The 25304-nt window shown below is 65.9% G+C and carries 25 protein-coding genes and 1 pseudogene; 16 read left to right on the forward strand and 10 right to left on the reverse strand.

Annotated elements, in window-relative coordinates:
- Nucleotide 1: 1 nt before the first annotated feature.
- Entirely contained in the window at nt 2–1546 is a 1545-nt protein-coding gene (gene fadD3, locus ACZY0B_RS01535; protein ID WP_463762165.1) for a 3-((3aS,4S,7aS)-7a-methyl-1,5-dioxo-octahydro-1H-inden-4-yl)propanoate--CoA ligase FadD3, read from the reverse strand.
- 48 nt (nt 1547–1594) lie between these two features.
- Here fadD3 and ipdE1 point away from each other — a divergent pair, with 48 nt between their 5' ends.
- Genes ipdE1 through fadA6 form a run of 4 tightly spaced genes read left to right on the forward strand, consistent with a single transcriptional unit; the run spans nt 1595 to nt 5336 of the window.
- Nucleotides 1595–2743 (forward strand): acyl-CoA dehydrogenase IpdE1, encoded by a 1149-nt coding sequence (gene ipdE1 / locus ACZY0B_RS01540; protein ID WP_463762166.1) that lies wholly within the window; start codon nt 1595–1597, stop codon nt 2741–2743.
- Complete coding sequence (ipdF, locus tag ACZY0B_RS01545) at nt 2740–3528, forward strand: (5R,7aS)-5-hydroxy-7a-methyl-1-oxo-2,3,5,6,7,7a-hexahydro-1H-indene-carboxyl-CoA reductase (protein ID WP_463762167.1); 789 nt, start codon at nt 2740–2742, stop codon at nt 3526–3528. The genes ipdE1 and ipdF overlap by 4 nt, the downstream gene beginning before the upstream one ends.
- 42 nt (nt 3529–3570) lie before the next feature.
- Nucleotides 3571–4173 (forward strand): TetR family transcriptional regulator KstR2, encoded by a 603-nt coding sequence (gene kstR2 / locus ACZY0B_RS01550; RefSeq protein ID WP_463762168.1) that lies wholly within the window; start codon nt 3571–3573, stop codon nt 4171–4173.
- A 2-nt stretch (nt 4174–4175) separates the two neighbouring features.
- Nucleotides 4176–5336, forward strand: a complete 1161-nt coding sequence (gene fadA6, locus ACZY0B_RS01555; protein WP_463762169.1) for a steroid 3-ketoacyl-CoA thiolase FadA6 — start codon at nt 4176–4178, stop codon at nt 5334–5336.
- A gap of 118 nt (nt 5337–5454) precedes the next feature.
- Here fadA6 and ipdC read toward each other — a convergent pair whose 3' ends face one another.
- From ipdC to echA20, 4 genes are read right to left on the reverse strand one after another with little or no spacing between them, the layout of a single operon-like run.
- Nucleotides 5455–6522 carry a (3aS,4S,5R,7aS)-5-hydroxy-7a-methyl-1-oxo-octahydro-1H-indene-4-carboxyl-CoA dehydrogenase gene (gene ipdC / locus ACZY0B_RS01560; RefSeq protein ID WP_463762170.1) on the reverse strand — a complete coding sequence of 356 codons (1068 nt, stop codon included), beginning with the start codon at nt 6520–6522 and terminating at the stop codon, nt 5455–5457.
- The gene (gene ipdB, locus ACZY0B_RS01565; protein WP_463762171.1) at nt 6519–7262 is read right to left on the reverse strand and encodes a cholesterol ring-cleaving hydrolase subunit IpdB; all 744 of its coding nucleotides are present in this window, start codon (nt 7260–7262) and stop codon (nt 6519–6521) included. The genes ipdC and ipdB overlap by 4 nt, the downstream gene beginning before the upstream one ends.
- Nucleotides 7259–8143 (reverse strand): cholesterol ring-cleaving hydrolase subunit IpdA, encoded by an 885-nt coding sequence (gene ipdA, locus ACZY0B_RS01570; RefSeq protein ID WP_463762172.1) that lies wholly within the window; start codon nt 8141–8143, stop codon nt 7259–7261. Before ipdA ends, ipdB begins: the two co-directional genes overlap by 4 nt.
- Nucleotides 8140–8898, reverse strand: coding sequence for a (7aS)-7a-methyl-1,5-dioxo-2,3,5,6,7,7a-hexahydro-1H-indene-carboxyl-CoA hydrolase (echA20, locus tag ACZY0B_RS01575; RefSeq protein ID WP_463762173.1), 759 nt, complete (start codon nt 8896–8898; stop codon nt 8140–8142). Before echA20 ends, ipdA begins: the two co-directional genes overlap by 4 nt.
- 65 nt (nt 8899–8963) lie before the next feature.
- Here echA20 and ACZY0B_RS01580 point away from each other — a divergent pair, with 65 nt between their 5' ends.
- Entirely contained in the window at nt 8964–9749 is a 786-nt protein-coding gene (locus ACZY0B_RS01580; protein ID WP_463762174.1) for an SDR family oxidoreductase, read from the forward strand.
- Nucleotides 9750–9763: 14 nt separating this feature from the next.
- A complete protein-coding gene (locus ACZY0B_RS01585) occupies nt 9764–10669 on the forward strand; it encodes an SDR family oxidoreductase (RefSeq protein WP_463762175.1) in 906 nt (301 codons plus the stop codon).
- An 85-nt stretch (nt 10670–10754) separates the two neighbouring features.
- Here ACZY0B_RS01585 and ACZY0B_RS01590 read toward each other — a convergent pair whose 3' ends face one another.
- The 3 genes from ACZY0B_RS01590 to ACZY0B_RS01600 are packed head-to-tail and all read right to left on the reverse strand — an operon-like array spanning nt 10755 to nt 12775.
- On the reverse strand, nt 10755–11204 hold the full coding sequence (locus ACZY0B_RS01590; RefSeq protein ID WP_463762176.1) for a nitroreductase family deazaflavin-dependent oxidoreductase: 450 nt from the start codon (nt 11202–11204) through the stop codon (nt 10755–10757).
- 13 nt (nt 11205–11217) lie between these two features.
- Entirely contained in the window at nt 11218–11604 is a 387-nt protein-coding gene (locus ACZY0B_RS01595; RefSeq protein WP_463762177.1) for a DUF8021 domain-containing protein, read from the reverse strand.
- A 7-nt stretch (nt 11605–11611) separates the two neighbouring features.
- Nucleotides 11612–12775: a steroid 3-ketoacyl-CoA thiolase gene (locus ACZY0B_RS01600; RefSeq protein WP_463762179.1), complete on the reverse strand. Its 1164-nt coding sequence runs from the start codon at nt 12773–12775 to the stop codon at nt 11612–11614.
- A 121-nt stretch (nt 12776–12896) separates the two neighbouring features.
- Between ACZY0B_RS01600 and ACZY0B_RS01605 the strand changes: the two genes are divergently transcribed.
- The 7 genes and pseudogenes from ACZY0B_RS01605 to ACZY0B_RS01635 all read left to right on the forward strand — a co-directional run bounded on the left by ACZY0B_RS01605 (nt 12897) and on the right by ACZY0B_RS01635 (nt 19812).
- A complete protein-coding gene (locus tag ACZY0B_RS01605; RefSeq protein ID WP_463762180.1) occupies nt 12897–14147 on the forward strand; it encodes a cytochrome P450 in 1251 nt (416 codons plus the stop codon).
- Nucleotides 14147–15169, forward strand: a complete 1023-nt coding sequence (locus ACZY0B_RS01610; protein WP_463762181.1) for an acyl-CoA dehydrogenase family protein — start codon at nt 14147–14149, stop codon at nt 15167–15169. Before ACZY0B_RS01605 ends, ACZY0B_RS01610 begins: the two co-directional genes overlap by 1 nt.
- Complete coding sequence (gene fadE29 / locus ACZY0B_RS01615; RefSeq protein ID WP_463762182.1) at nt 15160–16323, forward strand: acyl-CoA dehydrogenase FadE29; 1164 nt, start codon at nt 15160–15162, stop codon at nt 16321–16323. Before ACZY0B_RS01610 ends, fadE29 begins: the two co-directional genes overlap by 10 nt.
- Nucleotides 16320–17288: a bifunctional MaoC family dehydratase N-terminal/OB-fold nucleic acid binding domain-containing protein gene (locus tag ACZY0B_RS01620; RefSeq protein ID WP_463762183.1), complete on the forward strand. Its 969-nt coding sequence runs from the start codon at nt 16320–16322 to the stop codon at nt 17286–17288. Before fadE29 ends, ACZY0B_RS01620 begins: the two co-directional genes overlap by 4 nt.
- The gene (locus ACZY0B_RS01625) at nt 17285–17686 is read left to right on the forward strand and encodes a MaoC family dehydratase (RefSeq protein ID WP_463762184.1); all 402 of its coding nucleotides are present in this window, start codon (nt 17285–17287) and stop codon (nt 17684–17686) included. Before ACZY0B_RS01620 ends, ACZY0B_RS01625 begins: the two co-directional genes overlap by 4 nt.
- Nucleotides 17686–18855: a lipid-transfer protein gene (locus ACZY0B_RS01630; RefSeq protein WP_463762185.1), complete on the forward strand. Its 1170-nt coding sequence runs from the start codon at nt 17686–17688 to the stop codon at nt 18853–18855. Before ACZY0B_RS01625 ends, ACZY0B_RS01630 begins: the two co-directional genes overlap by 1 nt.
- A gap of 112 nt (nt 18856–18967) precedes the next feature.
- A pseudogene (locus ACZY0B_RS01635) lies at nt 18968–19812 on the forward strand (endonuclease domain-containing protein).
- Nucleotides 19813–19873: 61 nt separating this feature from the next.
- Here ACZY0B_RS01635 and ACZY0B_RS01640 read toward each other — a convergent pair.
- Both ACZY0B_RS01640 and kstD read right to left on the reverse strand, forming a co-directional pair.
- Complete coding sequence (locus tag ACZY0B_RS01640) at nt 19874–20734, reverse strand: MaoC/PaaZ C-terminal domain-containing protein (protein ID WP_463762186.1); 861 nt, start codon at nt 20732–20734, stop codon at nt 19874–19876.
- Between the two features lies 1 nt (nt 20735).
- The gene (gene kstD / locus ACZY0B_RS01645) at nt 20736–22418 is read right to left on the reverse strand and encodes a 3-oxosteroid 1-dehydrogenase (protein WP_463762187.1); all 1683 of its coding nucleotides are present in this window, start codon (nt 22416–22418) and stop codon (nt 20736–20738) included.
- Nucleotides 22419–22490: 72 nt separating this feature from the next.
- Here kstD and ACZY0B_RS01650 point away from each other — a divergent pair, with 72 nt between their 5' ends.
- The 3 genes from ACZY0B_RS01650 to dmpG are packed head-to-tail and all read left to right on the forward strand — an operon-like array spanning nt 22491 to nt 25304.
- Complete coding sequence (locus ACZY0B_RS01650; RefSeq protein ID WP_463762188.1) at nt 22491–23276, forward strand: 2-keto-4-pentenoate hydratase; 786 nt, start codon at nt 22491–22493, stop codon at nt 23274–23276.
- Between the two features lie 52 nt (nt 23277–23328).
- Nucleotides 23329–24249, forward strand: a complete 921-nt coding sequence (locus ACZY0B_RS01655) for an acetaldehyde dehydrogenase (acetylating) (protein WP_463762189.1) — start codon at nt 23329–23331, stop codon at nt 24247–24249.
- Nucleotides 24246–25304, forward strand: a complete 1059-nt coding sequence (dmpG, locus tag ACZY0B_RS01660) for a 4-hydroxy-2-oxovalerate aldolase (RefSeq protein WP_463762190.1) — start codon at nt 24246–24248, stop codon at nt 25302–25304. The genes ACZY0B_RS01655 and dmpG overlap by 4 nt, the downstream gene beginning before the upstream one ends.

The raw sequence follows: 25304 nt of genomic DNA on the forward strand, positions 1-25304 counted from the left end.
TTCAGGCCAACTCTCGCAGTTGTGGTTTGAGTACCTTGCCGCCGGCATTGCGCGGCAACGCGTCGACGAACCGCACCGACCGCGGTGCCTTGAAGTTCGCCAAATGTTCTCGGGTATAAGCGATTACTGACTGTTCTTCGAGGTTTGCGCCCGGCCGGGTCACCACGAACGCGCGCCCCACCTCACCGAGGCGCTCGTCGGGTACTCCGATCACCGCGGCGTCGGCCACCCCAACCATGCGGGCCAGCACCTGTTCGATCTCGGCGGGGTAGACGTTGAACCCGCCGCAGATGTACATGTCCTTGAGCCGGTCGGTGATGCGCAGGTTGCCGGCCTTGTCGAGGACGCCGATGTCGCCGGTGTGTAGCCAGCCTTCGGCGTCGATGGCCGCGGCGGTGGCCGCCGCGTCGTCGAGGTAACCCAGCATCACGTTCGGCCCGCGCAGCAGCACCTCCCCGGATTCGCCGGCAGTCGCCGAGTCGATGCGCAATTCGAAGCCGGCGAACGGACGCCCGCACGTGGTGGCGACGGTCACGGCGTCATCGTCGGCGCGGCAACTGGTGCCCATGCCGTTGGCCTCGGTCAGGCCATAGGCGGTCAGCACGATGTCGATGTCGAGCTCGGATTGCATGCGCTCCACCAACACAACCGGAACGGTGGCCGCGCCGGTCACCGCGAACCGCAGCGAGCTCAGGTCGTAGTCGTGGCGCGCCGGGTGATCGAGCAGCGTCTGGTAAATCGTTGGTGGCCCGGGCAATACGGTGATGCGGTGCTGCTCGATTGCCTGCAGGGCGCGCAATGGATCGAAGGTGAGATGCGGAATCAGCGTCGCACCGGTTTGCAAGCAGGCCAGGATGCCGGCCTTGTACCCGAAGTTGTGGAAGAACGGGTTGATGCACAGGTAGCGGTCGTCACTGGTGATCTTGCCGTTGGCGGCCCATGACGCCGAGGCCGACAGCGATTGCCGGTGCGCGCACAGCACACCTTTGCTGCGGCCGGTGGTTCCGGACGTGAACAGGATGTCGCTGACGTCGTCGGGGACGACGGCGGAGGCACGAGTGATCACCGCGGCTTGGACCTCTGGGTCGGAGCCGCCGGCGATGAACTCGTCCCAGGTTCCGTCGTCGGCGTCGATCGGAATCCGGACGATGTGCCGCAGCGCCGGCAGTGCGGCGCGGTCCAGGTCGCCCAGGCGATCGTTGCCGAGGAATTGCCCCATCCCGAACAGCACCGGCGCACCGGTTCGCGCCAGGATGTCACTGGCCTCCGATGCGGTGTAGCGGGTGTTCAGTGGCACCATTGCGGCGCCGGCATGATGAATCGCCAGACAGGCGATGACCCAGTGCCAGGTGTTCGGCGACCACACGGCCACCCGATCGCCATGCTCGACGCCGAGTGCGATCAGGGCCGCGGCCGCGCGGTGTACCTCGTCGCGCAGTTCGGTGGCGGTGAAGGACCGGTCGTCGGTGATCAGCGCGGCCTGGTCGGGGAATTGGTCCACGAAATGATCCAACGCCGCGGGCACAGTGCGCGGATCGTCGGTCATCGGGATACTCCTAACAAAGCAAGTGCTTGGTAGGTTAGCCTACAGGGCATGCAGGACGTCGAGGAGTTCCGGGCGGAGGTCCGCGGTTGGCTCGCCGACAATCTGGTCGGCGAATTCGCAGCACTCAAGGGTCTTGGCGGCCCCGGGCGTGAGCACGAGGCATTCGAAGAACGACGGGCATGGAATCAGCATCTCGCGGCGGCGGGGCTGACCTGTCTGGGCTGGCCGGTCGAGCACGGTGGCCGGGGGCTTTCGACCGCGCACCGGGTGGCGTTCTACGAGGAGTACGCAAAGGCCGATGCTCCGGACAAGGTCAATCACTTCGGCGAGGAGCTGCTCGGCCCGACGCTGATCGCGTTCGGGACACCCGAGCAACAGCAGCGTTTCCTGCCGCGCATCCTCGACGTCACCGAGCTGTGGTGCCAGGGCTATTCGGAGCCAGGCGCCGGCAGCGACCTGGCCAACGTGGCGACCACCGCCGAACTTGACGGCGACGAGTGGGTGATCAACGGCCAGAAGGTGTGGACGTCGCTGGCCCACCTGTCGCAGTGGTGTTTTGTGGTCGCGCGCACCGAGAAGGGCTCCAAGCGGCACGCCGGCCTGTCGTATCTGCTGGTGCCGCTGGACCAGCCGGGCGTGGAAGTGCGACCGATCGTCCAGATCACCGGCACCGCGGAGTTCAACGAGGTCTTCTTCGACGACGCCCGCACCGAGGCCGGCTTGGTGGTCGGCGAGCCGGGCGACGGCTGGCGGGTCGCGATGGGGACGTTGACCTTCGAGCGCGGAGTGTCGACGCTGGGGCAGCAAATCCGTTACGCCCGTGAGCTTTCCAATCTGGCCGAGGTGGCCCAGCGCAACGGTGCCGCCGACGACCCGTTTATCCGAGAACGGCTGACTCGGGCCTGGACCGGCCTGCGGGCCATGCGCAGCTACGCGCTGGCCACCATGGACGTTGAGCAGCCCGGCCAGGACAACGTGTCAAAGCTGTTGTGGGCCAACTGGCATCGCGATCTGGGCGAGCTGGCGATGGACATCATCGGCAAGCCCGGCCTGACCCTGACGGACGGTGAATTCGACGAGTGGCAGCGGCTGTTCTTGTTCACCCGCGCCGACACCATCTACGGCGGATCCAACGAGATCCAGCGCAACATCATCGCCGAGCGGGTACTCGGCTTACCCCGGGAGGTTAAGGGATGAGTTTGGCCGAAGCACCGAAAGAGATTGCCGGACACGGGCTCTTGACCGGCAAGGTGGTGGTCGTGACCGCGGCCGCGGGCACCGGGATCGGCTCGGCGACCGCACGCCGGGCCCTGGCCGAGGGCGCCGACGTGGTGATCTCCGACCACCACGAGCGAAGGCTGGGGGAGGCCGCCGAAGAGCTGTCCGCGCTGGGCCAGGGGCGCGTCGAGCACGTGGTGTGCGACGTGACCTCGACCGCCGCGGTCGATGCCCTGATCGACTCGGCCACCGCGCGCATGGGGCGCATCGACGTGCTGGTCAACAACGCCGGGTTGGGCGGGCAGACGCCGGTGGCCGACATGACCGACGACGAGTGGGACCGCGTCCTGGACGTGACGCTGACGTCGGTGTTCCGTGCCACCCGCGCGGCGTTGCGGTACTTCCGCGACGCGCCGCACGGCGGAGTGATCGTCAACAACGCCAGCGTTCTGGGCTGGCGGGCGCAACACTCGCAGGCGCACTATGCAGCGGCCAAGGCCGGCGTGATGGCGCTAACCCGTTGCAGCGCAATAGAAGCCGCCGAGTACGACGTCCGGATCAACGCGGTGTCGCCGAGTATCGCGCGGCACAAGTTCTTGGACAAGACGACGTCGTCCGACCTGCTCGACCGGCTCTCCGCCGGTGAGGCGTTCGGACGGGCCGCCGAGCCGTGGGAAGTAGCGGCCACCATCGCGTTCCTGGCCAGTGACTACTCCAGCTACCTCACCGGTGAGGTCATCTCGGTGTCGAGCCAGCATCCATGATCCCAACTGGCCAAGCAAGCGCTTGGTTGATACTCTGATCGGGTGGACCGAGTGGCCGGACAGGCCAACAGCCGACGCGACGAGTTGCTAAAGCTCGCCGCGTCCATGTTCGCCGAGCGTGGACTGCGCGCCACCACCGTGCGCGATATCGCCGACGGTGCCGGCATTCTGTCCGGCAGCCTGTACCACCATTTCTCCTCCAAGGAGGAGATGGTCGACGAGTTGCTCCGCGACTTCCTGGACTGGTTGTTCAACCGATACCGCGAAATCGTGGACAGCGAAGCCAATCCGCTGGAGCGGCTCAAGGGGCTGTTCATGGCGTCGTTCGAGGCGATCGAGAACCGGCATGCCCAAGTCGTCATCTACCAGGATGAAGCCCAGCGGCTGCTGGCACAGCCTCGGTTCTCCTACATCGAAGACATGAATCGGCAACAGCGCAAGATGTGGGTCGAGTTGCTGAATCAGGGCGTCGAGGAGGGCTACTTCCGGCCCGACCTCGAAGTCGATCTGATCTACCGTTTCATCCGTGACACCACCTGGGTGTCAGTGCGCTGGTATCGACCCGGCGGACCGCTCACCGCAAAGCAGGTGGGCCAACAGTATCTCGCCATCGTGCTCGGCGGGATCACCAAAGAAGGAGTCTGAAGATGGCTGAGGCGTACGTCATCGACGCTGTGCGTACCGCGGTCGGCAAGCGCAACGGCGCACTGGCCGGGATACATCCCGTCGACCTGGGTGCTCACGCATGGCGCGGCCTGCTCGACCGGGTCGACGTCGACCCCGCCGCCGTTGAAGACGTGATCGCCGGCTGCGTCGACGCGATTGGCGGACAGGCAGGCAACATCGCCCGGCTCTCGTGGCTGGCCGCCGGCTATCCCGAAGAGGTCCCCGGCGTCACGGTGGACCGGCAGTGCGGTTCCAGCCAGCAGGCGGTTTCCTTTGGCGCACAGGCGATCATGGCGGGTGTGGCCGATCTGATCGTGGCCGGCGGAATGCAGAACATGAGCTGGATCCCGATCTCGTCGGCGATGACGGTCGGCGAGCAGTTCGGTTTCACCTCGCCGACCAACGAATCCAAGCAGTGGCTGCACCGCTACGGCGATCAGGAGATCTCCCAGTTCCGCGGCGCGGAAATGATCGCCGAGAAGTGGAACCTGTCGCGCGAAGAGATGGAGCAGTACGCGCTGACCAGCCACGAGCGCGCGTTCGCGGCGATCCGCGGCGGCCACTTCGACAACGAAATCATCACCGTGGAAACCGAATCCGGGCCGTTCCGGGTCGACGAGGGTCCGCGCGAGTCGACGCCGGAGAAGCTGGCCGGCCTGAAGACCCTGGTCGAAGGGGGCCGGCTGACCGCAGCGATGGCCAGTCAGATTTCCGACGGCGCCAGCGCGGTACTGCTGGCTTCCGAGCAGGCCGTCAAAGACCACAAGCTGACACCCCGCGCCCGCATTCACCACATCAGTGCCCGCGCGGCCGACCCCGTGTTCATGCTGACCGGCCCCATCCCCGCCACCCGCTACGCGCTGGAGAAGACCGGGCTCTCGATCAGCGACATCGACACCGTCGAGATCAACGAGGCCTTCGCGCCGGTTGTGATGGCGTGGCTCAAGGAGGCCAAGGCCGACCCGGAGAAGGTCAACCCCAACGGCGGCGCGATCGCCCTGGGACACCCGCTGGGGGCCACCGGCGCAAAGCTGTTCACCACAATGCTCAACGAGCTTGAGCGCATCGGCGGCCGCTACGGGTTGCAGACCATGTGCGAGGGCGGCGGCACGGCCAACGTCACGATCATCGAGCGGCTGTAGCGGCTGCGAACCACTCGGCGGGCTTCGCCCGCCTCGTTGAGTGTTGCACTGCGGCATTGAGTGTGTACCCAGGGCGGCTTTTCCGCTCATTTGCCGCCGTGGCGTCACACTCGGCGGACTATTCGATGAACGCCGAAGCCGCTTGCAGGTGCTCGACTGCCTCACGCACGATCGACTCGATCAGCTCGGCGCACGACGGCAGGTCCTCGAGGATGCCCGCGACCTGTCCGGAAGCCAGCACCCCGGCCTCGGTGTTGCCCTCAACGAGCCCGGCTTTCAACAGCATTGGGGTGTTGGCCGCCATCACCACCTGAGACCAGGTCATCTCCTTGCCGCGGCGCATCGCCAGGCCGTCGGTGATCATCGATCTCCAGGTCATCTGCGACATGTGCTTGAACTTGCCGGCGTTGCGCACCGCGGCGGTCAAACCCCGCACCGGCGAACCGCCTTCCAGCTTCTCGACCAGCCCGGTGCGCAGCACCCGGTGTGGCATGCCGTCGACGCGTGTGGTGACCACCGTGCCGTCCAGCGCAGAATCCAGGTAGCGGCGCTTAACCGCCTCGGGCACAGTGGAATCCGAGGTGAGCAGGAATCGAGTGCCCATCGCCACACCGGCCGCACCGTAGGACAACGCCGCCGCCAGCCCGCGCCCGTCGAAGAAACCGCCCGCCGCGATGACCGGGATGCCGGTGCCCTTCACCGCGTCCAGCACCGACGGCAGTAGCAGCGTGGTGGCGACGGGTCCGGTGTGCCCACCGCCCTCGCCGCCCTGCACGATCATCGCGTCGGCGCCCCAGCTCGCGACCTTGCGCGCGTGCTTGGCCGCTCCGATCGACGGAATAACCACCACCCCGGCAGCTTTCAACCGGGCGATCAGCTCCTGCTTGGGCGCCAGCGCAAACGACGCCACCTTCACGCCCTCGCGGATCATCAACTCGACTCGATCACCGGCGTCGGCGGCGTCGGCGCGCATGTTCACGCCGAAGGGCTTGTCCGTGGCGGCCTTGACCTTGCCGATGGCCGACGCCAGCTCGTCCAGCGTCATCGTGGCCGATGCCAAGATGCCGAGCCCGCCGGCGTTGGCCGTGGCCGACACCAGCCGTGCTCCGGCCACCCAGCCCATCCCGGTTTGCACCACCGGGTGCTCGACGCCGACCAGCTCGGTCAGCGGCGTGCGCAGCTTCATGACCGTATCTCGCGGTCGCGCAAGGCCTTCGGGTCGATTCTCTCGCGGATCAGGCGTAGTTCGTCGTCGGTCGGCAGCCGGGTCTCTTCGGCGCCGTCCAGGCCGTCGATCTCAAACGACGTGTTCTCCCGGACCTCGTCTGCCGAGACGCCGGGATGCAGGCTCACCGCCCGCATGGTGCGCCCGGGCCCGCCGAAGTCGAACACGCCGAGGTTCGACACCACCCGGTACGTGTTGGCGAAACGGAACGCCGGATTGTCGGTGTCCACGTTGTCCCAGCCGACTCCGCAGACGATGTCGACCTTCTCGCAGAACACCCGCTTGGAGTGGTTGCCGACCCAATAGCTGGTCGCGTGGTTGATGGCATTGCCGGGCGCACCGCGGACGCCGAACATCTGCCGCTTGGGTTGCTGCAGCGATCCGAACGCCGAGATGTTCTGATTGCCATAGCGGTCAACCTGATTGGCGCCCATCACCACGTGGCGACGGCCCCAGGCCAGTGTCTCGAAGACCCGGCTGAACGGCATCCATCCCTCGACGTCACCCGAGGCGCCGAGTGCTGGCGTGTCGGCCAGCAGCTGGGCTTCGCCGTCGGTCAGCAGGATGTCGGGGGAGAATGTCAGCCGGGCCAGCCGCGCGCCGACCGAGGCCATGTTTGTCATCGGGCTGACCATGATTTCGCCGGCGTTCCTGAACAACTCGGCGCAGGCGACCGCACACACTTCGGCTCGGGTGCTCACTTTGACGCCTCCTCTGCGAAAGTGCGTACGGCGGCCTGATATTCGGCCTCGCCGCCGGACAGGTAGGTCGCGACGAACTGCTGCCAGCTCTCTTCGGTCGAGGCGGCCTCGGCGTAGTGTCGCTGGAATTTCTCGTCGCGGCCGTAATCCGGTGCAGCGGTAGTGAAGTGGGCACCGTTCGGTGCTTCCACCACGCCGTCGACCATCATCCGGTTCACCAGCAGTGCCTGCGGCGGCACGGCCTTGATCAGCTCTTGGGTGGACACCACTCGTTCCACCGACAGGTAGCGCTTTTCGGCGGCCATCAAGAACAGGTCGTCGAAGTAGGGGTCGATGCCGGTGTATGCCGCATTACCTTGGCTGTCACCGAGATTGAGGTGTACGAACGCCGCGTCCAGGCGCAGTGCCGGCATCGCGATCAGCGTCTCGTGTCCACCGTCCGGTGCCGTATACGGGCTGGTCACCGTCGCCAGCTCGCCCTCCCAGAAGTCCAGCACCGAGCTGCCCAGCCCGGCGCGGATCGGCAGGAACGGCAGCCGCTGGGCCGCGGCTTGCAGACCGCAGCGCAGCATGCCCTCGTCCATCTCCCGGGCCTCGATCGCTCCGGCGCTGCGCGCTTTGGCGAACCACGGGTCGTAGAAGGGCGGCGAGTCCAGCGAGACGAAGCCGTAGTAGACCCGCTTGACTTTGCCCGCCGCGCAGAGCAACCCGAGGTCGGGTCCGCCGTAGGTGACGACAGTCAGGTCCTTGATGTCGGTGCGCAGCATGGCACGCACGAAGGCCATCGGTTTGCGCCGCGACCCCCAGCCGCCGATGCCGATGGTCATGCCGCTGCGCAATTGCGCGACGGCGTCGTCGAGAGTTGTTCTCTTGTCGCTCACGCGTCCTTGCCCTTCGTCGTACCGGCGAACGCGTCGCGGTGCTCGTCGGACACCCCGGCGAGGTTGAGCTCGAACGTAAAGCCTTGTTCCATACGGTAACTCGAGTTGACTCGCTGCACGTCGATCAAGTTCAGCGCCTCCTTGGCCGCGCGGATCACGCGAGTGTCCTTGGCCGCGATGTCGCGGGCCACTCGCAGGGCGGCCTCGTCCAGCTCGTCGCGGGGGACCACCTCGTGCACCGAGCCGAAGTGGTGCAGCGTCGCGGCGTCCACGGTGGCCGCGGTGAAGAACAACCGCCGCATCATGTGCTGCGGGACCAGTCGCGACAGGTGTGTGGCCGCGCCCAGCGCGCCGCGTTCCACCTCGGGCAGCCCGAAGGTGGCGTCGTCGGAGGCCACGATGACGTCGGCGTTGCCGACCAGGCCGATGCCGCCGCCGACGCAGAAACCGTTCACCGCGGCGATCACCGGAACGGCGCATTCGTAGACCGCGCGGAACGCCGCGTAGCAGCCGCGGTTGGCGTCGATCAGCGCGGTGAAGCCCTCGGTGCGCTGCATCTCCTTGATGTCGACACCGGCGTTGAATCCGCGGCCTTCGGCGCGCAGGATCACAGCGTGGGTCTCGGGATTCGCCCCGGCGGCCGTGATCGCCTCGCCGAGTTCGAACCAGCCTTGCGACGGGATGGCGTTGACGGGCGGGTAGTCAACGGTGACCGCGACTATGCCCGGTTCTGTGCTGGTGGATGTGATGGTCAATTGGCACTTCCTCGTGAAATTGAGGCCGACTACCTAAGCAAGCACTTGCTTGGTACGCTAGCATAGTGACTCGCGCCGAAGCAGCCGCCGCCATCAATTTAGGGTTGGCCGGGCGGGTGGTTCTAGTCACTGGCGGCGTTCGTGGCGTAGGCGCCGGAATCAGTGCGGTTTTCGCCGAGCAGGGCGCGACCGTGATCACCTGCGCCCGCCGCGCCGTCGAGGGATCGCCGCATGAGTTCCATGCTTGCGACATTCGCGACGAGGACGCGGTCCAGGCGTTGATCGACACGATCGCCACGCGGCATGGACGGCTCGACGTCGTCATCAACAACGCGGGCGGATCGCCCTACGTCCTAACAGCGGAGTCCAGCCCCAAGTTCAACCGCAAGATTATCGAGCTCAATCTCATTGGTGCACTACTGGTTTCGCAGTGCGCCAACGAGAAGATGCAGGACCAGCCGGGCGGCGGGTCGATCGTCAACATCTGTAGCCTGAGCGGCCGGCGGCCGTCCCCGGGCACCGGCGCGTACGGGGCGGCGAAGGCCGGCCTGGAGAGTCTGACCCAGACGCTGGCCGTGGAGTGGGGACCCAAGGTCCGGGTGAACGCTTGCGTGGTCGGCATGGTCGAAACCGAACAGGCCGACCTGTTCTACGGCGACGCCGAGTCGATCGCCGCCATCTCCAAGAATGTGCCACTGGGCCGGATGGCCAAGCCTGAGGACGTCGGTTGGGCCACAGCCTTTTTGGCGTCCGACGCGGCTTCATACATCAGCGGCGCCTCGTTGGAGGTGCACGGCGGTGGCGAGGCGCCGCACTATCTGGCCACAACGAACGCCAGCGCGATCAAGTAGAGGAGACAGGAAATATGGGCGTGGTCGACGGCCGTGTCGTCATCGTCACCGGAGCGGGCGGCGGTATCGGTCGCGCGCATGCGCTGGCCTTCGCGGCCGAGGGCGCGCGCGTCGTGGTCAACGACATCGGCGTGGGTCTGGACGGATCACCCGCGAGCGGCGGCAGCGCCGCGCAGACCGTGGTCGACGAGATCACCGCTGCCGGTGGCGAAGCCGTCGCCAACGGGTCCAACATCGCGGACTGGGACCAATCGGCCGCCCTTGTCCAGACCGCTGTGGATACCTTCGGCGGCCTGGATGTCGTGGTGAACAATGCCGGCATCGTGCGCGACAGGATGATGGCCAACACCAGCGAGGAAGAGTTCGACGCCGTCATCGCCGTGCACCTCAAGGGACACTTTGCGACGATGCGCCACGCCGCGTCGTATTGGCGCGGGTTGTCCAAAGAGGGCAAAACCGTTGACGCACGGATCATTAACACCAGCTCGGGTGCTGGCCTGCAGGGCAGCGTCGGGCAGGGCAACTACAGCGCGGCCAAGGCCGGCATCGCGGCGTTGACGCTGGTCGCCGCCGCTGAGATGGGCCGTTACGGTGTCACGGTCAACGCGATCGCGCCGTCCGCCCGGACTCGCATGACCGAGACGGTCTTCGCCGAGATGATGGCAACGCAGGACCAGGCTTTCGACGCGATGGCGCCGGAAAACGTTTCGCCACTTGTCGTTTGGCTGGGCAGCGTCGAATCCCGCGACGTCACCGGCAAGGTGTTCGAAGTCGAGGGTGGCAAGATTCGCGTCGCCGAGGGCTGGGCGCATGGGCCACAGATCGACAAGGGTGCACGCTGGGATCCCACCGAGCTCGGGCCGGTCGTCTCCGACCTACTGGCCAAGTCCCGGCCGCCGGTCCCGGTCTACGGGGCCTAGCGCGCTAACACCGAACGTGCACTGGCGGCGGTATTTTCGCTGATTTATCGCCGTGGTTCACGTTCGGTGAGAACTGGGCGGCGAGCTAGACCGGGTCGCAGATGACGACCGGGATCACCCGGTCGGTCCAGGACTGGTAGTCGTCGAAGTTGGAGTACATCGCCACCAGCTTGGGCCAGTACTCGTCGCGTTCTTCGGCGTTGGCGTCGTGCGCCTGCAGCTGCAGCACCTCGTCCTTGATCTGCACCGTCACTTTGGGATTGGCCTTGAGGTTGAGGTACCACATCGGGTGCTTGTCGCGGCCACCCTGGGATGCGACCAGAATGACGCGGTTGCCGTCGCGCAGGTAGAGCAGCGGGCTCACCCGCGGTTCACCGGTCTTGCGGCCCGTCGTGGTCAGCAGCGCGACCGGGCTGTTCTGGAAGACGCCGCCGAGTTTCCCGTTGCTGCGCTTATAGATCCAGGTGTTGCCCTTCGACATCCACTTGATGAAGAAGCCGACCACGGGCGAATTGAGGGATTTTGGTTTTTCCATGCGCTGTGCGTTCCTAACGGCGGATGAAGGGGTGAAACCGGACCTTGATGTGGTGGATTTCTGCTTGTCCGCTTGGACTTTCAGCGGGGATCACGAATGTCTCGTCAACCCGCGCGGCCACGCGGCGGCCGCCGAACGCCGCCTTGGTCAGCACCACGTAGGCGGCATGCACCTCGTCGCCGGTGATGGAATAGTCCGGCGGCGTGGTGTCGGCGAGGAAACGGTACTGCGGGCCGCGATTGAGGCTGCGCCGCAGGTGGTTTCCGGAGAAGCCGTTCTTGATCCCCTGTTCGATACGGGTGCATCCGGTCGCGAACGGAACGGCGTCGCCGTCGTGGCTGACCAGTGCGTCGATGTACGCCTGCGCCGCCGCGACGCGACTCTCGTCGGAGACCAGCACTGAGCGGTTAGATGCGCTCGATAATGGTGCCGGTGGACAGCGCGCCGCCCGCGCACATCGTGATCAGCGCGGTGGTCTGATCCGTGCGCTCCAGCTCGTGCAGCGCGGTGGTGATCAGCCGGCTGCCGGTGCTGCCCACCGGGTGGCCCAACGCGATCGCGCCGCCGTTGACATTCACCTTGTCCATGTCGGGGTTGTGCACTCGCGCCCACGACAGCACGACCGACGCAAAAGCCTCGTTGATCTCGGTGATGTCGATGTCGCCCATCTTCATGCCGGCCTTTTCCAGCACCTTGGCGGTCGATTGCACCGGGCCGTCAAGGTGGTAGTACGGCTCGGCACCGACCAGCGCCTGGCTGACGATGCGCGCGCGCGGCGTGAGCCCCAATGCTTTGGCCTTGTCCTCGTCCATCCAGAGCACCGCCGCCGCGCCGTCGGAGATCTGCGACGACGTACCCGCCGTGTGGATCCCGCCCTCGATCACCGGCTTCAGCGATGCCAGACCCTCCAGCGTGGTGTCGCGCAGGCCCTGGTCACGAGTGACGACATGACGGTCGGAGGTCGGCTGCTTCTGCTCGTCGAGCACCGGCGCCTCGATGCCACTGATCTCGCGGTCGAACCGGCCTTCGGCCCACGCCTGCTGAGCCTTGCGCTGCGAGTCGAAGCCGAGCTGGTCGATGTCTTCGCGGGTGATGCCGCGCCGCTTGGCGATCCGCTCGGCGGCGGTGAACTGGTCAGGCAGATCGATGTCCCACGACGCGGGCCGCAGGATCCCGCGATCGGGGCCGGCGTTGGCGCCCAGTCCGACGCGGCTCATCGCCTCGATGCCGCACGCGATGCCCACGTCGATGGCGCCCGCAGCGATCAGGCCCGCGATCAGACCGTTGGCCTGCTGGCTGCTGCCGCACTGGCAGTCGACGGTCGCCGCGCCGACGTGCTCGGGCAGGCCGGCGACGAGCCAACTGACGCGGGTGATGTTGTTGGACTGCTCGCCGAACTGCGTGACGCAGCCGCCGATGACTTGTTCGACGTCGCCGGCGTCAATGCCGGCCTTCTCTACGACAGCCCTCTGCGTGGCCCCCAGTAACTCGGTGGCGTGCAGACCGGATAGCCATCCGTTCCGCTTGCCGATGGGGCTGCGTGTTGCTTCGACGATGACAGGGTTACCCATTCCGTCAGGCTAGAACACGTTTCATTACTCTGACAAGCGAGGATGGTGACCTGCCTTTTATCTGCGCAGGAGCCGTGTTTTACTGGAACTAGAACACGTTGCAATTGAGGAGCGCATAGACATGGCACCCCCCAACATTCCCTCCGACTTCGACTTCCTTGACCCCGACGTCAACCTCGCCGGGCTGCCCGTTGCGGAGCTCGCCGAGCTACGCAGGGCAGAGCCGGTCCACTGGGTTGACATCCCAGGCGGTTCGGGCGGCTTCGAAGACAACGGATACTGGATCGTCACCAAGCATGCTGACGTCAAGGAGGTGTCGCGCCGCAGCGACGTCTTCTCGAGCTGGCTAAACGGCGCCATCCCGACCTGGCCGCCGGAGATGAAGCGTGAGCAGGTCGAATTGCAGCGCAGCGTCATGCTCAACATGGACGCACCGCATCACACCCGGCTGCGCAAGATCATCTCCCGCGGGTTCACGCCACGGGCCATCGGACGGCTGGAAGCCGAACTGGCCCAGCGCGCCGAAAACATCGCCAAGACCGCGGCGAGCGAGGGCTGCGGTGACTTCGTCGAGCAGGTGTCGTGCGAGCTGCCGCTGCAAGCCATCGCGGGCCTGCTCGGTGTTCCCCAGGAGGATCGCGACAAGCTCTTCCGCTGGTCCAACGAGATGACCGGAGGCACGGACCCCGAGTACGCCACCGTCGATCCCGCGCAATCGTCGATGGAACTGATCATGTACGCGATGGCCATGGCCGATGAGCGGGGTAAAAACCCCACCGATGACATCGTCACCACGCTCATCCAGGCCGACATCGACGGTGAGAAGCTCTCCGACGACGAGTTCGGCTTCTTCGTGGTGATGCTCGCGGTCGCCGGCAACGAGACCACGCGCAACTCGATCACGCACGGCATGATCGCGTTCGCGAACAACCCCGATCAATGGGAGCTCTTCAAGAAGGAGCGCCCGGCCACCACGGCCGACGAGATCATCCGGTGGGCCACCCCGGTCTCGGCCTTCCAGCGCACCGCCAACGAGGACATCGAGTTGGGCGGCGTCTTGATCAAGAAGGGGCAGCGGGCGGTGATGTCCTACCGGTCGGCCAACTTCGATGAAGAGGTCTTCGAGGACCCGCACAGCTTCAACATCTTGCGTGACCCGAATCCGCACGTCGGCTTCGGCGGCACCGGCGCCCACTATTGCATCGGCGCGAACCTGGCCCGCATGACCATCAACCTCATCTTCAACGCGGTTGCCGATCAGATGCCGGACATCAAGTCGATCGGCGAGCCCGAGCGGCTACGGTCAGGATGGCTCAACGGCATCAAGCACTGGCAGGTCGACTACACCGGAAAGAGCGCGGTTAACTCCTGATGGATTTCGATCTCACTGCAACGCAGCAGGCTGTCGCCGATGTGGCCACGTCGGTACTCGAAAAGGACTTGGGCTGGGACGCTTTGGTCAGTGGGGGCGTGACGGCGCTGCCGGTGCCCGAACGTCTCGGCGGCGACGGCGTCGGCCTGCCCGAGGTCGCCACGGTGCTGACCGAGGTAGGCCGGCACGGCGCCATCACGCCGGCACTGGCCACGCTGGGTTTCGGCGTGGTGCCGCTGGTGGATCTGGCATCCGACGAACAACAGGACCGGTTCCTGGCCGGCTTGATCAAAGGGGCCAAGGGTGCGGTGCTGACCGCAGCGCTCAACGAGCCCGGCTCGGCGCTGCCCGACCGGCCCGCCACCACAATCGCCGATGGGCGGTTGTCGGGCACCAAAGTCGGTGTCGCCTATGCCGAACAAGCGGATTGGATCATCGTGACGGCCGACAGCGGGGTCGTCGTGGTGTCGCCGAAGGCCGACGGTGTGGAGCTGGTTCGCACCCCGACGTCGAATGGTTCCGACGAGTACACGGTGACGTTCGCCGCGGTCGCGGTTCCCGACACCGACGTGCTGGCCGGTGCCACCGCGCGCCGGGTCAATGAGCTCGCGCTGGCGGCGATCGGTGCCTTCACCGACGGGCTGGTGGCCGGGGCGCTGCGGCTGACCGCGGACTATGTGGCCGGGCGCAAGCAGTTCGGCAAGCCGCTGTCGACCTTCCAGACCGTCGCCGCGCAGCTGGCCGAGGTCTACATCGCTTCGCGCACCATCGATTTGGCGGCGAAGTCAGTGGTCTGGCGCCTCTCCGAAGGCCGGGACGCAGACGACGACTTGGACGTGCTGGGCTACTGGATCACGTCGCAGGCCCCGCCGGTGATGCAGATCTGCCACCACCTGCACGGCGGCATGGGAATGGACATCACCTACCCCATGCACCGGTACTACTCGACGATCAAGGACCTGGCCCGGCTGCTGGGCGGGTCATCTCATCGTCTCGACCTGGTCGGAGCGCAATGTTCATAGATCTGACTCCCGAGCAGCGTGCGCTGCAAGCGGAGCTTCGCGAATACTTCTCGAATCTGATTTCGTCCGACGAGGCGAAAGCGATGGAGTCCGACCGTCACAACGACGCCTATCGTGCGGTGATCCGCCGAATGGGCCAGGACGGCAAGCTCGGCGTGGGATGGCCAAAAGAGTTCGGCGGTCTGGGCTTTGGGCCGATCGAGCAGTCGATCTTCGTCAACGAGGCGCACCGGGCCGACGTGCCACTGCCCGCGGTGACGCTGCAGACGGTCGGTCCGACCCTGCAGCGGTTCGGCAGCGACCTGCAGAAGAAGAAGTTCCTGCCGGCCATTCTGGCCGGTGAGGTGCACTTCGCAATCGGCTACACCGAGCCGGAAGCCGGTACCGACCTGGCGGCCTTGCGTACCACCGCGATTCGCCACGGCGACGAGTACATCGTCAACGGACAGAAGGTCTTCACCACCGGCGCACACGACGCCGACTACATCTGGCTAGCGTGCCGCACCGACCCGGAAGCCGTTAAGCACAAGGGCATTTCGATCCTGATCGTCGACACCAAGGACCCCGGCTACTCCTGGACGCCGATCATCCTGTCCGACGGTGCCCATCACACCAACGCGACGTACTACAACGACGTGCGGGTGCCCGCCGACATGCTGGTCGGCGAGGAGAACGGCGGATGGCGGCTGATCACCACGCAGCTCAACAACGAGCGCGTGATGCTGGGCCCGGCGGGACGTACCGCCGGCATCTACGACCGGCTGCACGCCTGGGCATCCAAGCCCGGTGGTGACGGTGTCACGCCGATCGATCACCAGGACGTCAAGCGAGCGCTCGGTGAGATCTACTCGATGTGGCGGATCAACGAGCTGCTCAACTGGCAGGTCGCCGCGGCCGGCGAGGACATCAACGTGGCCGACGCCGCGTCGACGAAAGTCTTTGGTACCGAGAGTATTCAGTACATCGGCCGGCTCGCTGAGGAGATCGTCGGCAAATACGGCAACCCGGCCGAGTCGGACACCGCCGAGCTGCTCGAATGGCTCGACTCGCAGACCAAGCGCAACCTGGTGATTACCTTCGGTGGAGGCGTGAACGAAGTGATGCGTGAAATGATCGCTGCGTCCGGCCTCAAAGTGCCGAGGGTGCCCCGATGACCGACGCGAACGACATCAAGGAGCGCGTCGCAGAGATCACCGCCACCGTCGTTGCAAAGTCGCGCGCGGCCCGGGATCCGGTGAACCAGCCGATCATCAACAATTGGGTCGAGGCGCTGGGTGACCGCAATCCGATCTACGTGGACGATGCCGCCGCCAAGGCCGCCGGTCACCCCGGAATCGTCGCGCCACCGGCCATGATCCAGGTGTGGACCATGTTCGGTCAGGGTGGGGATCGCCCGACCGACGATCCCATGGGCCCGATGATGAAGCTGTTCGACGACGCGGGCTACGTCGGGGTGGTCGCGACCAATTGCGAGCAGACCTACCACCGCTACCTGCAGCCCGGGGAGCAGGTCACTATCTCCTCCGAGATGCGCGACGTGGTCGGCCCCAAGCAGACCGGGCTCGGTGAGGGCTGGTTCATCAACCAGCACATCACTTGGCGGGTCGGTGACGAGGATGTCGCCGAGATGGCTTGGCGCATCCTCAAATTCAAGCCGCGCGAGGCCTCGGATGACGCCACGCCGTCTGCTGTGCCCGCCGACCTGGATCCCGACGCCATGATGCGTCCCGCGTTGTCGCGCGATACCGCGTTCTTCTGGGAGGGCGTCACTGCGCACGAGCTGCGAATCCAACGGCGGCCCGATGGCAGCCTGCAGCACCCACCGGTCCCGGCGGTGTGGCAGGACAAGGAGCAGCCGGTCGACTACGTGGTGGCCGCTGGTACGGGCACGGTGTACAGCTATGTCGTGCACCACGCGCCCAAGGTGCCCGGGCGCACACTGCCCTTTGTGATCGCTCTGGTGGAGCTGGACGAAGGCGTGCGCATGCTGGGCGAGCTACGGGGGGTGGACCCGGCCGAGGCGGCGATCGGAATGCCGGTTAGCGCAACCTATATCGACTTTCCGGCCGGCGAGTCCGGCCCCCAGTGGACCCTCTACGCCTGGGAGCCCCAAGCATGAGCGCACCCGTCATCGAAGTGGGCACGACGCTGCCCGAGCTCAAGCTCTACGGCGATCCCACGTTCATCATCTCGACGGCCTTGGCCACCAGGGACTTTCAGGATGTGCACCACGACCGGGACCTGGCGCAGGCCAAGGGTTCCAAGGACATCTTTGTCAACATCCTCACCGACACCGGTCTGGTCCAGCGCTTCATCACCGACTGGGCGGGGCCGTCGGCGCTGATCAAGTCGATCGGGCTGCGTCTGGGGGTGCCGTGGTACGCCTACGACACGGTGACCTTCTCCGGCGAGGTGACCGCCGTGGAGAACGGGTTGATCACGGTGAAAGTGGTGGGCCGCAACAGCCTTGGTGATCACGTGATCGCGACGGCCACACTCACGATTGGGGACGCTTAATGCTGTCGGGTAAGGCGGCGATCGTCGGTATCGGTGCCACCGACTTCTCGAAGGACTCCGGCCGAAGCGAGTTACGGCTCGCGGCCGAGGCGGTAGGCAACGCCCTCGACGACGCCGGGCTGAGTCCCGCCGATGTCGACGGGCTGACGACCTTCACCATGGACACCAACAACGAAACGGCGGTGGCGCGGGCGGTCGGCATTGGTGAGCTGAAGTTCTTCGCCCAGACCGGGTATGGCGGTGGTGCTGCCTGTGGGACCATCCTGCACGCGGCAATGGCCGTCGCCACCGGTATCGCCGATGTTGTGGTGGCCTACCGGGCGTTCAACGAACGGTCCGGCATGCGGTTCGGCCAGGTGCAGACCCGGTTGGCGGGAAATGCTGGCGTGCAGGCTGATTCGACGGCTGCCGACAACTCCTTCTCGTATCCGCACGGGCTGTCGACGCCCGCCGCGCAGGTCGCGATGATCGCTCAGCGTTACATGCACTGGTCCGGGGCGACCAGCCGCGACTTCGGCGCAATCTCGGTGGCCGATCGCAAGCACGCCGCCAAGAACCCGAAGGCTTACTTCTATGAGAAGCCGATCACCATTGAGGAACACCAGAATTCACGCTGGATTGCCGAACCGCTGCGGCTGCTGGACTGCTGTCAGGAGACCGATGGCGCGGTCGCGATCGTGGTGACGTCGGCGGAGCGCGCCAAGGACCTCAAGCACCGTCCGGCCGTCATCGAGGCGGCGTCGCAGGGCGCCAGCCCCGACCAGTACACGATGGTCAGCTACTACCGCCCCGAACTGGGCTTGCCCGAGATGGGTGTGGTGGGTCAGCAGCTGTGGCAGCAGTCGGGCCTCTCGCCGGCCGACATCCAGACCGCGGTGATTTACGACCACTTCACCCCGTTCACTCTGATTCAGTTGGAGGAGTTGGGTTTCTGCGGCAAGGGTGAGGCCAAGGACTTCATCGCCGACGGCGCTGTCGAGATAGGCGGACGGCTACCGATCAACACGCACGGCGGCCAACTCGGCGAGGCCTACATTCACGGCATGAACGGCATCGCGGAGGGCGTGCGGCAACTGCGGGGCACATCGGTGAACCCGGTGCCCGACGTCGAGCACGTCCTCGTCACCGCCGGAACCGGCGTACCCACGTCCGGCCTGATCCTCGGCTAACCTTCTATCGGCCGAATGCCCGGCCAGCCGGGCATTCGGGGCTCAGCGTGTGGCTAGCCGGGCACTCGGCGACTGAAGTGACGCCGATGGTATGGCATGCGACGCTGCGGCGATGGGCGAGCCGTTTGTCGGGACCGAAGCCGTTACGTTGGGATTGTTGACCAAGAGTCAGTTGGAAACGCGCCACGTCCGGCTGTTTCGAGGCGTCTACATTGATCGCGAAACTGATCTCACGGCCGCGGTGCGCGCCAAGGCCGGGTGGTTGTGGACTGGACGCCGGGGCATTGTGGCGGGGTTCTCGGCGGCCGCGCTACACGGAAGCAAATGGGTCGACGACAGAAGAGCTGTGGAGCTGATCCACGACAACCACCATTGCGCGGCGGCGATACAGCTGCATAGACACGTCGTCGAGGCGGACGAAATCGAAATGATTGGCGGCGTAGCGGTTACATCGCCGACGAGGACAGCGCTGGACCTCGGCTGCTGGTATCCGACGATGACCGCAGTGGCAGGTATCGACGCGTTGGCCGGAGCGACAGAAATCAAAGCAGCCGATGTCGAGCTGCTAGCCCTCAGGTATGCGGGACGCCGAGGCATCGCGCGCGCACGCCGGGCCGCGGACCTATTCGATGCCGGGGCGCAGTCGCCGAAAGAGTCGTGGCTTCGCGTCGTGCTGATCGAGGCCGGCCTGCCGCGGCCGCGGACACAGATTCAGGTGCTCGACGAGTTCGGCAGTGTCTTCGCGTATTTGGACATGGGGTGGGAAGACGTGAAAGTCGCCGTGGAATACGACGGCGATCACCATCGCAGCGATCGCTCGCAGTACAACTGGGACATTAGGCGGCAAGAAAGGCTGCAACGTCGCGGGTGGGTCCTCGTCCGGGTGGTCGCTGGTGACCGGCCCGGCGACATCGTTCGCCGGGCCGGTCAGCGCGTGCTGGCCGAACCCCCGGCTAGCCGGGCGTTCGAACCCTTGGGCCCGGCTGGCCGGGCGCTCGGCGAAGAAGAAGAAGGGACCCTAGGCCGGGACCAGCTCGACGCCGGACAGCACTACTGCGTTGTCGCGCGAAGGCGCGACAACACTGGCCAGGAAGCGGTTGTCGTCTTTCCAGATGCCGACCTTGAGCGTTTCGCCGGGGAACGCCACACCGGCGAAACGTGCGCCGTAAGCGGCCACGGCCGTCGCGTCGCCGTCCAGCAGCGCATCGACGATGGCCTTGCACGTCATGCCGTAGGTGCACAGCCCGTGCAGAATCGGCTGGGAAAAGCCTGCGGCAGCCGCGAATTCGGGATCGGAATGCAATGGGTTGCGGTCGCCGCACAGCCGGTATAGCAGCGCCTGCTGCGGCAGGATCGGCACGTCGACCTCCAGGTCGGGAGCCCGATCGGGTGCTCCGTCCGACGACGACGGACCACGATCACCGCCGAATCCACCTTCACCGCGGGCGAAGATCGACCGCCGCTGCGTCCAGAGCACGGTGCCGTCCGGCGCGGACGCCGTCGTCTCGCTCCAGATCACCGCGGCCTTGCCCTTGTCCCAGATATCGGTGAACCGGGTGACCGCCTTAGCGGAGCCCGACGGCGGCAGCGGCCCGGGCACTTCGATCCGCTCACTGGCGTGCAGCACCTTGCCCAGCTCGATGTCGATGCCGGGGAACTGCACCGTCGGCGGCTTGGTCATGTGAAAGGACGCCGCGACGTTGCCGAACGTCGGCAGCACCTGCGGAGTGTCGTCGATCAGGTAGCGCAACTCGCGCGGGTCCATCGGGTCGCGGCCGGCACCAAGCCCAAGGTGATACAGCTGGATATCGCTGCTGGCCCAAGAGAATTCGATGGGCTCAAGCTCAGCGGCCAGCGCGACTTCTGCGTCGATCGGCATATCAGTTCTCTCCTGCGATGTGCAGTGCGGCGAGGTACCCGAAAGTCATCGCCGGTCCAATGGTGCCGCCCGGGCCCGGGTAGGTGTGTCCCATCACCGGTGCACTGACGTTGCCCGCGGCGTAGAGGCCGTCGATGATGCTGCCGTCGTCGCGGAGCGCGCGGCCGTGGACGTCGGTGCGGATACCGCCCTTGGTGCCCAGGTCGCCGGGCACCATCTTGGCGGCGTAATACGGTGCGTGGGTGAGCTCGCCCAGGTTCGGGTTGGGCTTGTTGGTGGGGTCGCCGTAGTACTTGTCGTAGGCGCTCTGGCCGCGGGCGAAGTCCTCGTCGACACCCGCGCGGGCGAAGCCGTTGAACCTGGCCACGGTTGCGCTGAACTCGGCGACCGGCAGGCCTGCCTTCTCGGCCAGCTCCTCGAGCGTGTCGGCCCGGATGATGACGCCGGACTCCATCCACTTGGTCGGAATGCGTTGTCCGGGCTGCAATCCCGCGAAGATGTAGCGATCCCGGTACTGCTGGTCGAACACCAGCCAGGCGGGAATGTTCTCGCCCGGCCCCGGTCCCTGGCCGAATTCCCCGCCGTACATGTGGTGGCAGGCCTCGACGTAGGGCATCGACTCGTTCATGAATCGCTTACCGGACATGTTAACGATGATCGACCCCGGCGAGTTGCGCTCCGACAACGCGAACCACGGCGCGCCGACCAGCGGCACCGTCGGGCCCCACCAAGCGTCCTCCATGACATCCAGTGCGGCGCCAAGCTTTTCGCCCGCGATGATGCCGTCACCGGTGTTGGCCTTGGCGCCGACGGTCCACTCGGTGGTGATCGGTGCGCGCTGGTACTTCACCCGCATCTGCTCGTTGTGCTCGAAACCGCCGCTAGCCAGGATCACTCCGCGGCGTGCCCGAAGCAGCTGCGGCTCGGCGGATTCCGACGTTCCGGTGTCGCGGACATAGACCCCGCGCACGACGCCGTCTTCGACATACAGATCGGTCAAAGCGGTGTTGAGCACCACCGGAACCCCGGCCCGCTGCAACCCGATTCGCAACGGAGCGATCAGGGCCCTGCCCATGCCCACCAAGTTCTTACCGGTTGCCTTCGCCCACATCGTGCGAGCGCCGACCTTCAAGCTGCGCAGCACTCCCCGCGGGTGCCGCTTGAGCATGTTCAGTCGCACGTAGTCCTGCTGCATCACAACCACATTGAGTGGCACTTTGCCATAAGCAGGTTCGAGTCCGGCTTCATCTTCACCGAGCTTGCGCGCATTGAACGGCTTGGGCTCGATCGAACGCCCCTCCGCGCGGCCGCCCGGCGCCTCGGGGTAGTAGTCCGAGTAACGCGGCACCCAGCACATCTTCAACGGCGTGTGCTTCAGCACGAACGAGATCATCTCGGGACCGCGCTGCAGGTAGGTGTCGATGCGCTCCGGCTCGACGACGTTGCCGATGATGCCGTGCAGGTAAGTGCGGGCAGCCTCGGGGGTGTCACGAACGCCGTCACGCTTGAGGACCTCGTTGTTCGGGATCCACACGCCGCCGCCGGAACGAGCGGTGGAGCCGCCGAAATGCGGGGCCTTTTCGATTACTACTGTCGAAAGGCCTCGGTGCGCGGCGGCAAGGGCAGCCACCATGCCGGCTCCGCCGCTCCCGACCACGACGACGTCGTACTCCTGCGCTGTCATGTAGAACACGTTATAGAATTGCCCGGGCTGGCCGCTACCGGCCCGGTCAAACGGACGAGGGGACTTCGGTAAATGCTCAGTGTTGCAACCCGCGACGAGCTGGCTGCCGACTTGGCGCAGGCCGAACGCAGCCGTGTGCCGATCGCCCCGCTGACGTCCGCCCACCCGGACATCGATGTCGTCGACGCGTATGAGATCCAGCTGATCAACATCCGTCAGCGGGTCGCCGAGGGCGCCCGCGTGCTGGGCCACAAGGTCGGTCTGTCCAGCAAGGCGATGCAGCAGATGATGGGTGTCGACGAGCCGGACTACGGGCATCTGCTCGACGAGATGCAGGTGTTCGAGGACAACCCGGTGAAGGCGAACAAGTACCTGTACCCGCGGGTGGAGGTCGAGGTCGGCTTCATCCTGTCCGCCGACCTGCCGGGCGCCGGGTGCACCGAAGACGACGTGCTGGCGGCCACCGAAGCCCTGGTGCCGTCGATCGAGCTGATCGACACCAGGATCACCGACTGGAAGATCGGGTTGTGCGACACCATTGCCGATAACGCCTCTTCGGCGGGTTACGTGCTGGGCAAGGCCCGGGTGTCGCCGGCCGACCTCGACGTGAAGACGATCGACGCGGTGCTGACCCGCAACGGCGAGGTGATCGCCGAGGGTCGCAGCGACGCCGTGTTGGGAAACCCGGTGACCGCGGTGGCCTGGCTGGCCCGCAAGGTGGAAAGCTTCGGGGTGAGGCTGCGTAAAGGTGACGTGGTGCTTCCCGGCTCGTGCACGAAGGCCATCGATGCCCGCCCCGGTGACCAGTTCGTCGCCGACTTCGCGGGGCTGGGTTCAGTTCATTTGTCGTTTGAATAGGCTCGGATTAGTTTTGAATCAGTCGATTTAAAGCTTCGAAAAAGGGAGCATCATGCCGTCGAAGGCAAGCGTCGCCATTGTCGGGTCGGGAAACATCAGCACCGACTTGCTCTACAAGCTACTGCGATCGGACTGGCTGGAACCGCGCTGGATGGTGGGGATCGATCCGGAAAGCGAAGGCCTGGCGCGGGCCCGCAAGCTGGGTTTGGAGACCACCCACGAGGGGGTCGACTGGCTGCTGGCCCAGTCAGAGAAGCCCGACATGGTGTTCGAGGCCACCAGCGCCTATGTGCACCGGGATGCGGCGCCGAAGTACGAGGCCGCCGGCATCCGGGCCATCGACCTGACGCCGGCCGCGGTGGGCCCGGCGGTCATCCCGCCGGCCAACCTGCGCGAGCATCTGGATGCCCCGAACGTCAACATGATCACCTGCGGCGGACAGGCGACCATTCCGATCGTGTACGCGGTCTCGCGAGTGGTGCAGGTGCCCTACGCCGAGATCGTGGCGTCGGTGGCATCGGTGTCCGCCGGCCCCGGCACCCGCGCCAACATCGACGAGTTCACCAAGACCACCAGTAGGGGCGTGCAGACCATCGGTGGAGCCGACCGCGGCAAGGCGATCATCATCTTGAACCCGGCCGATCCGCCGATGATCATGCGCGACACCATTTTCTGTGCCATCCCCGAGGACGCTGACCGCGACGCGATCGCCAAATCCATCCACGAGGTGGTGGCCGAGGTGCAGACCTACGTGCCTGGATACCGGCTGCTCAACGAGCCGCAGTTCGACGACCCGTCGCTGCACTCCGGCGGGCAGGCGCTGGTCACGACGTTCGTCGAGGTCGAGGGTGCCGGCGACTACCTGCCGCCGTACGCGGGAAATCTCGACATCATGACGGCGGCGGCCACCAAGGTCGGCGAAGAGATCGCGAAGGAATCCTTATCCGCAACGGCGGGAGGAGCACAGGCATGAGTACCGACATCTTCTTCAACCCGGTCTGGGACGTCCGCATGACGGACACCTCGCTGCGCGACGGCTCACACCACAAACGCCACCAATTCACCGAGGATGAGGTCGGTGCGATCGTCTCGGCCCTCGACGCGGCCGGCGTGCCGGTGATCGAGGTGACCCACGGCGACGGACTGGGTGGTTCGTCGTTCAACTACGGCTTCTCCAAGACCCCCGAGCAAGAGCTGATCAAACTCGCCGCCGAGACGGCCAAAGAAGCCAAGATCGCGTTCCTGATGCTGCCCGGGGTGGGCACCAAAGAGGACATCAAAGAGGCACAGGACAATGGCGGATCGATCTGCCGGATCGCCACGCATTGCACCGAGGCCGACGTCTCGATCCAGCACTTCGGTCTGGCCCGCGAGCTGGGCCTGGAAACCGTCGGGTTTCTGATGATGGCCCACACCATTTCGCCGGAGAAGCTGGCCGCCCAAGCCCGCATCATGGCGGATGCCGGGTGTCAGTGCGTCTACGTCGTCGACTCGGCCGGCGCCCTGGTGCTTGACGGCGTCGCCGACCGGGTGAAGGCGTTGGTTGCCGAACTCGGCGACGACGCCCAGGTCGGTTTCCACGGGCACGAGAATCTGGGGCTTGGGGTGGCCAACTCGGTCGAAGCCGTGCGCGCGGGTGCCAAGCAGATCGACGGCAGTGTGCGCCGGTTCGGCGCCGGTGCGGGTAACGCGCCGGTCGAGGCCCTGATCGGGGTGTTCGACAAGATCGGCGTGAAGACCGGTATCGATTTCTTCGACATCGCCGACGCCGCCGAGGACGTGGTGCGCCCGGCCATGCCGGCCGAGTGCGTGCTCGACCGCAACGCGCTGATCATGGGCTACTCCGGGGTCTACTCGAGCTTCCTCAAGCACGCCGTCCGTCAGGGCGAGCGCTACGGCGTTCCGGCGCACGAGCTGTTGCACCGGGCCGGCCAGCGCAAGTTGATCGGCGGCCAGGAGGACCAGCTCATCGACATCGCGCTGGAGATCAAGCGCGAGCGCGACGGCGGCGCCGCGGTAACGCGCTGA

Source organism: Mycobacterium sp. IDUB_19, assembly GCF_055419445.1.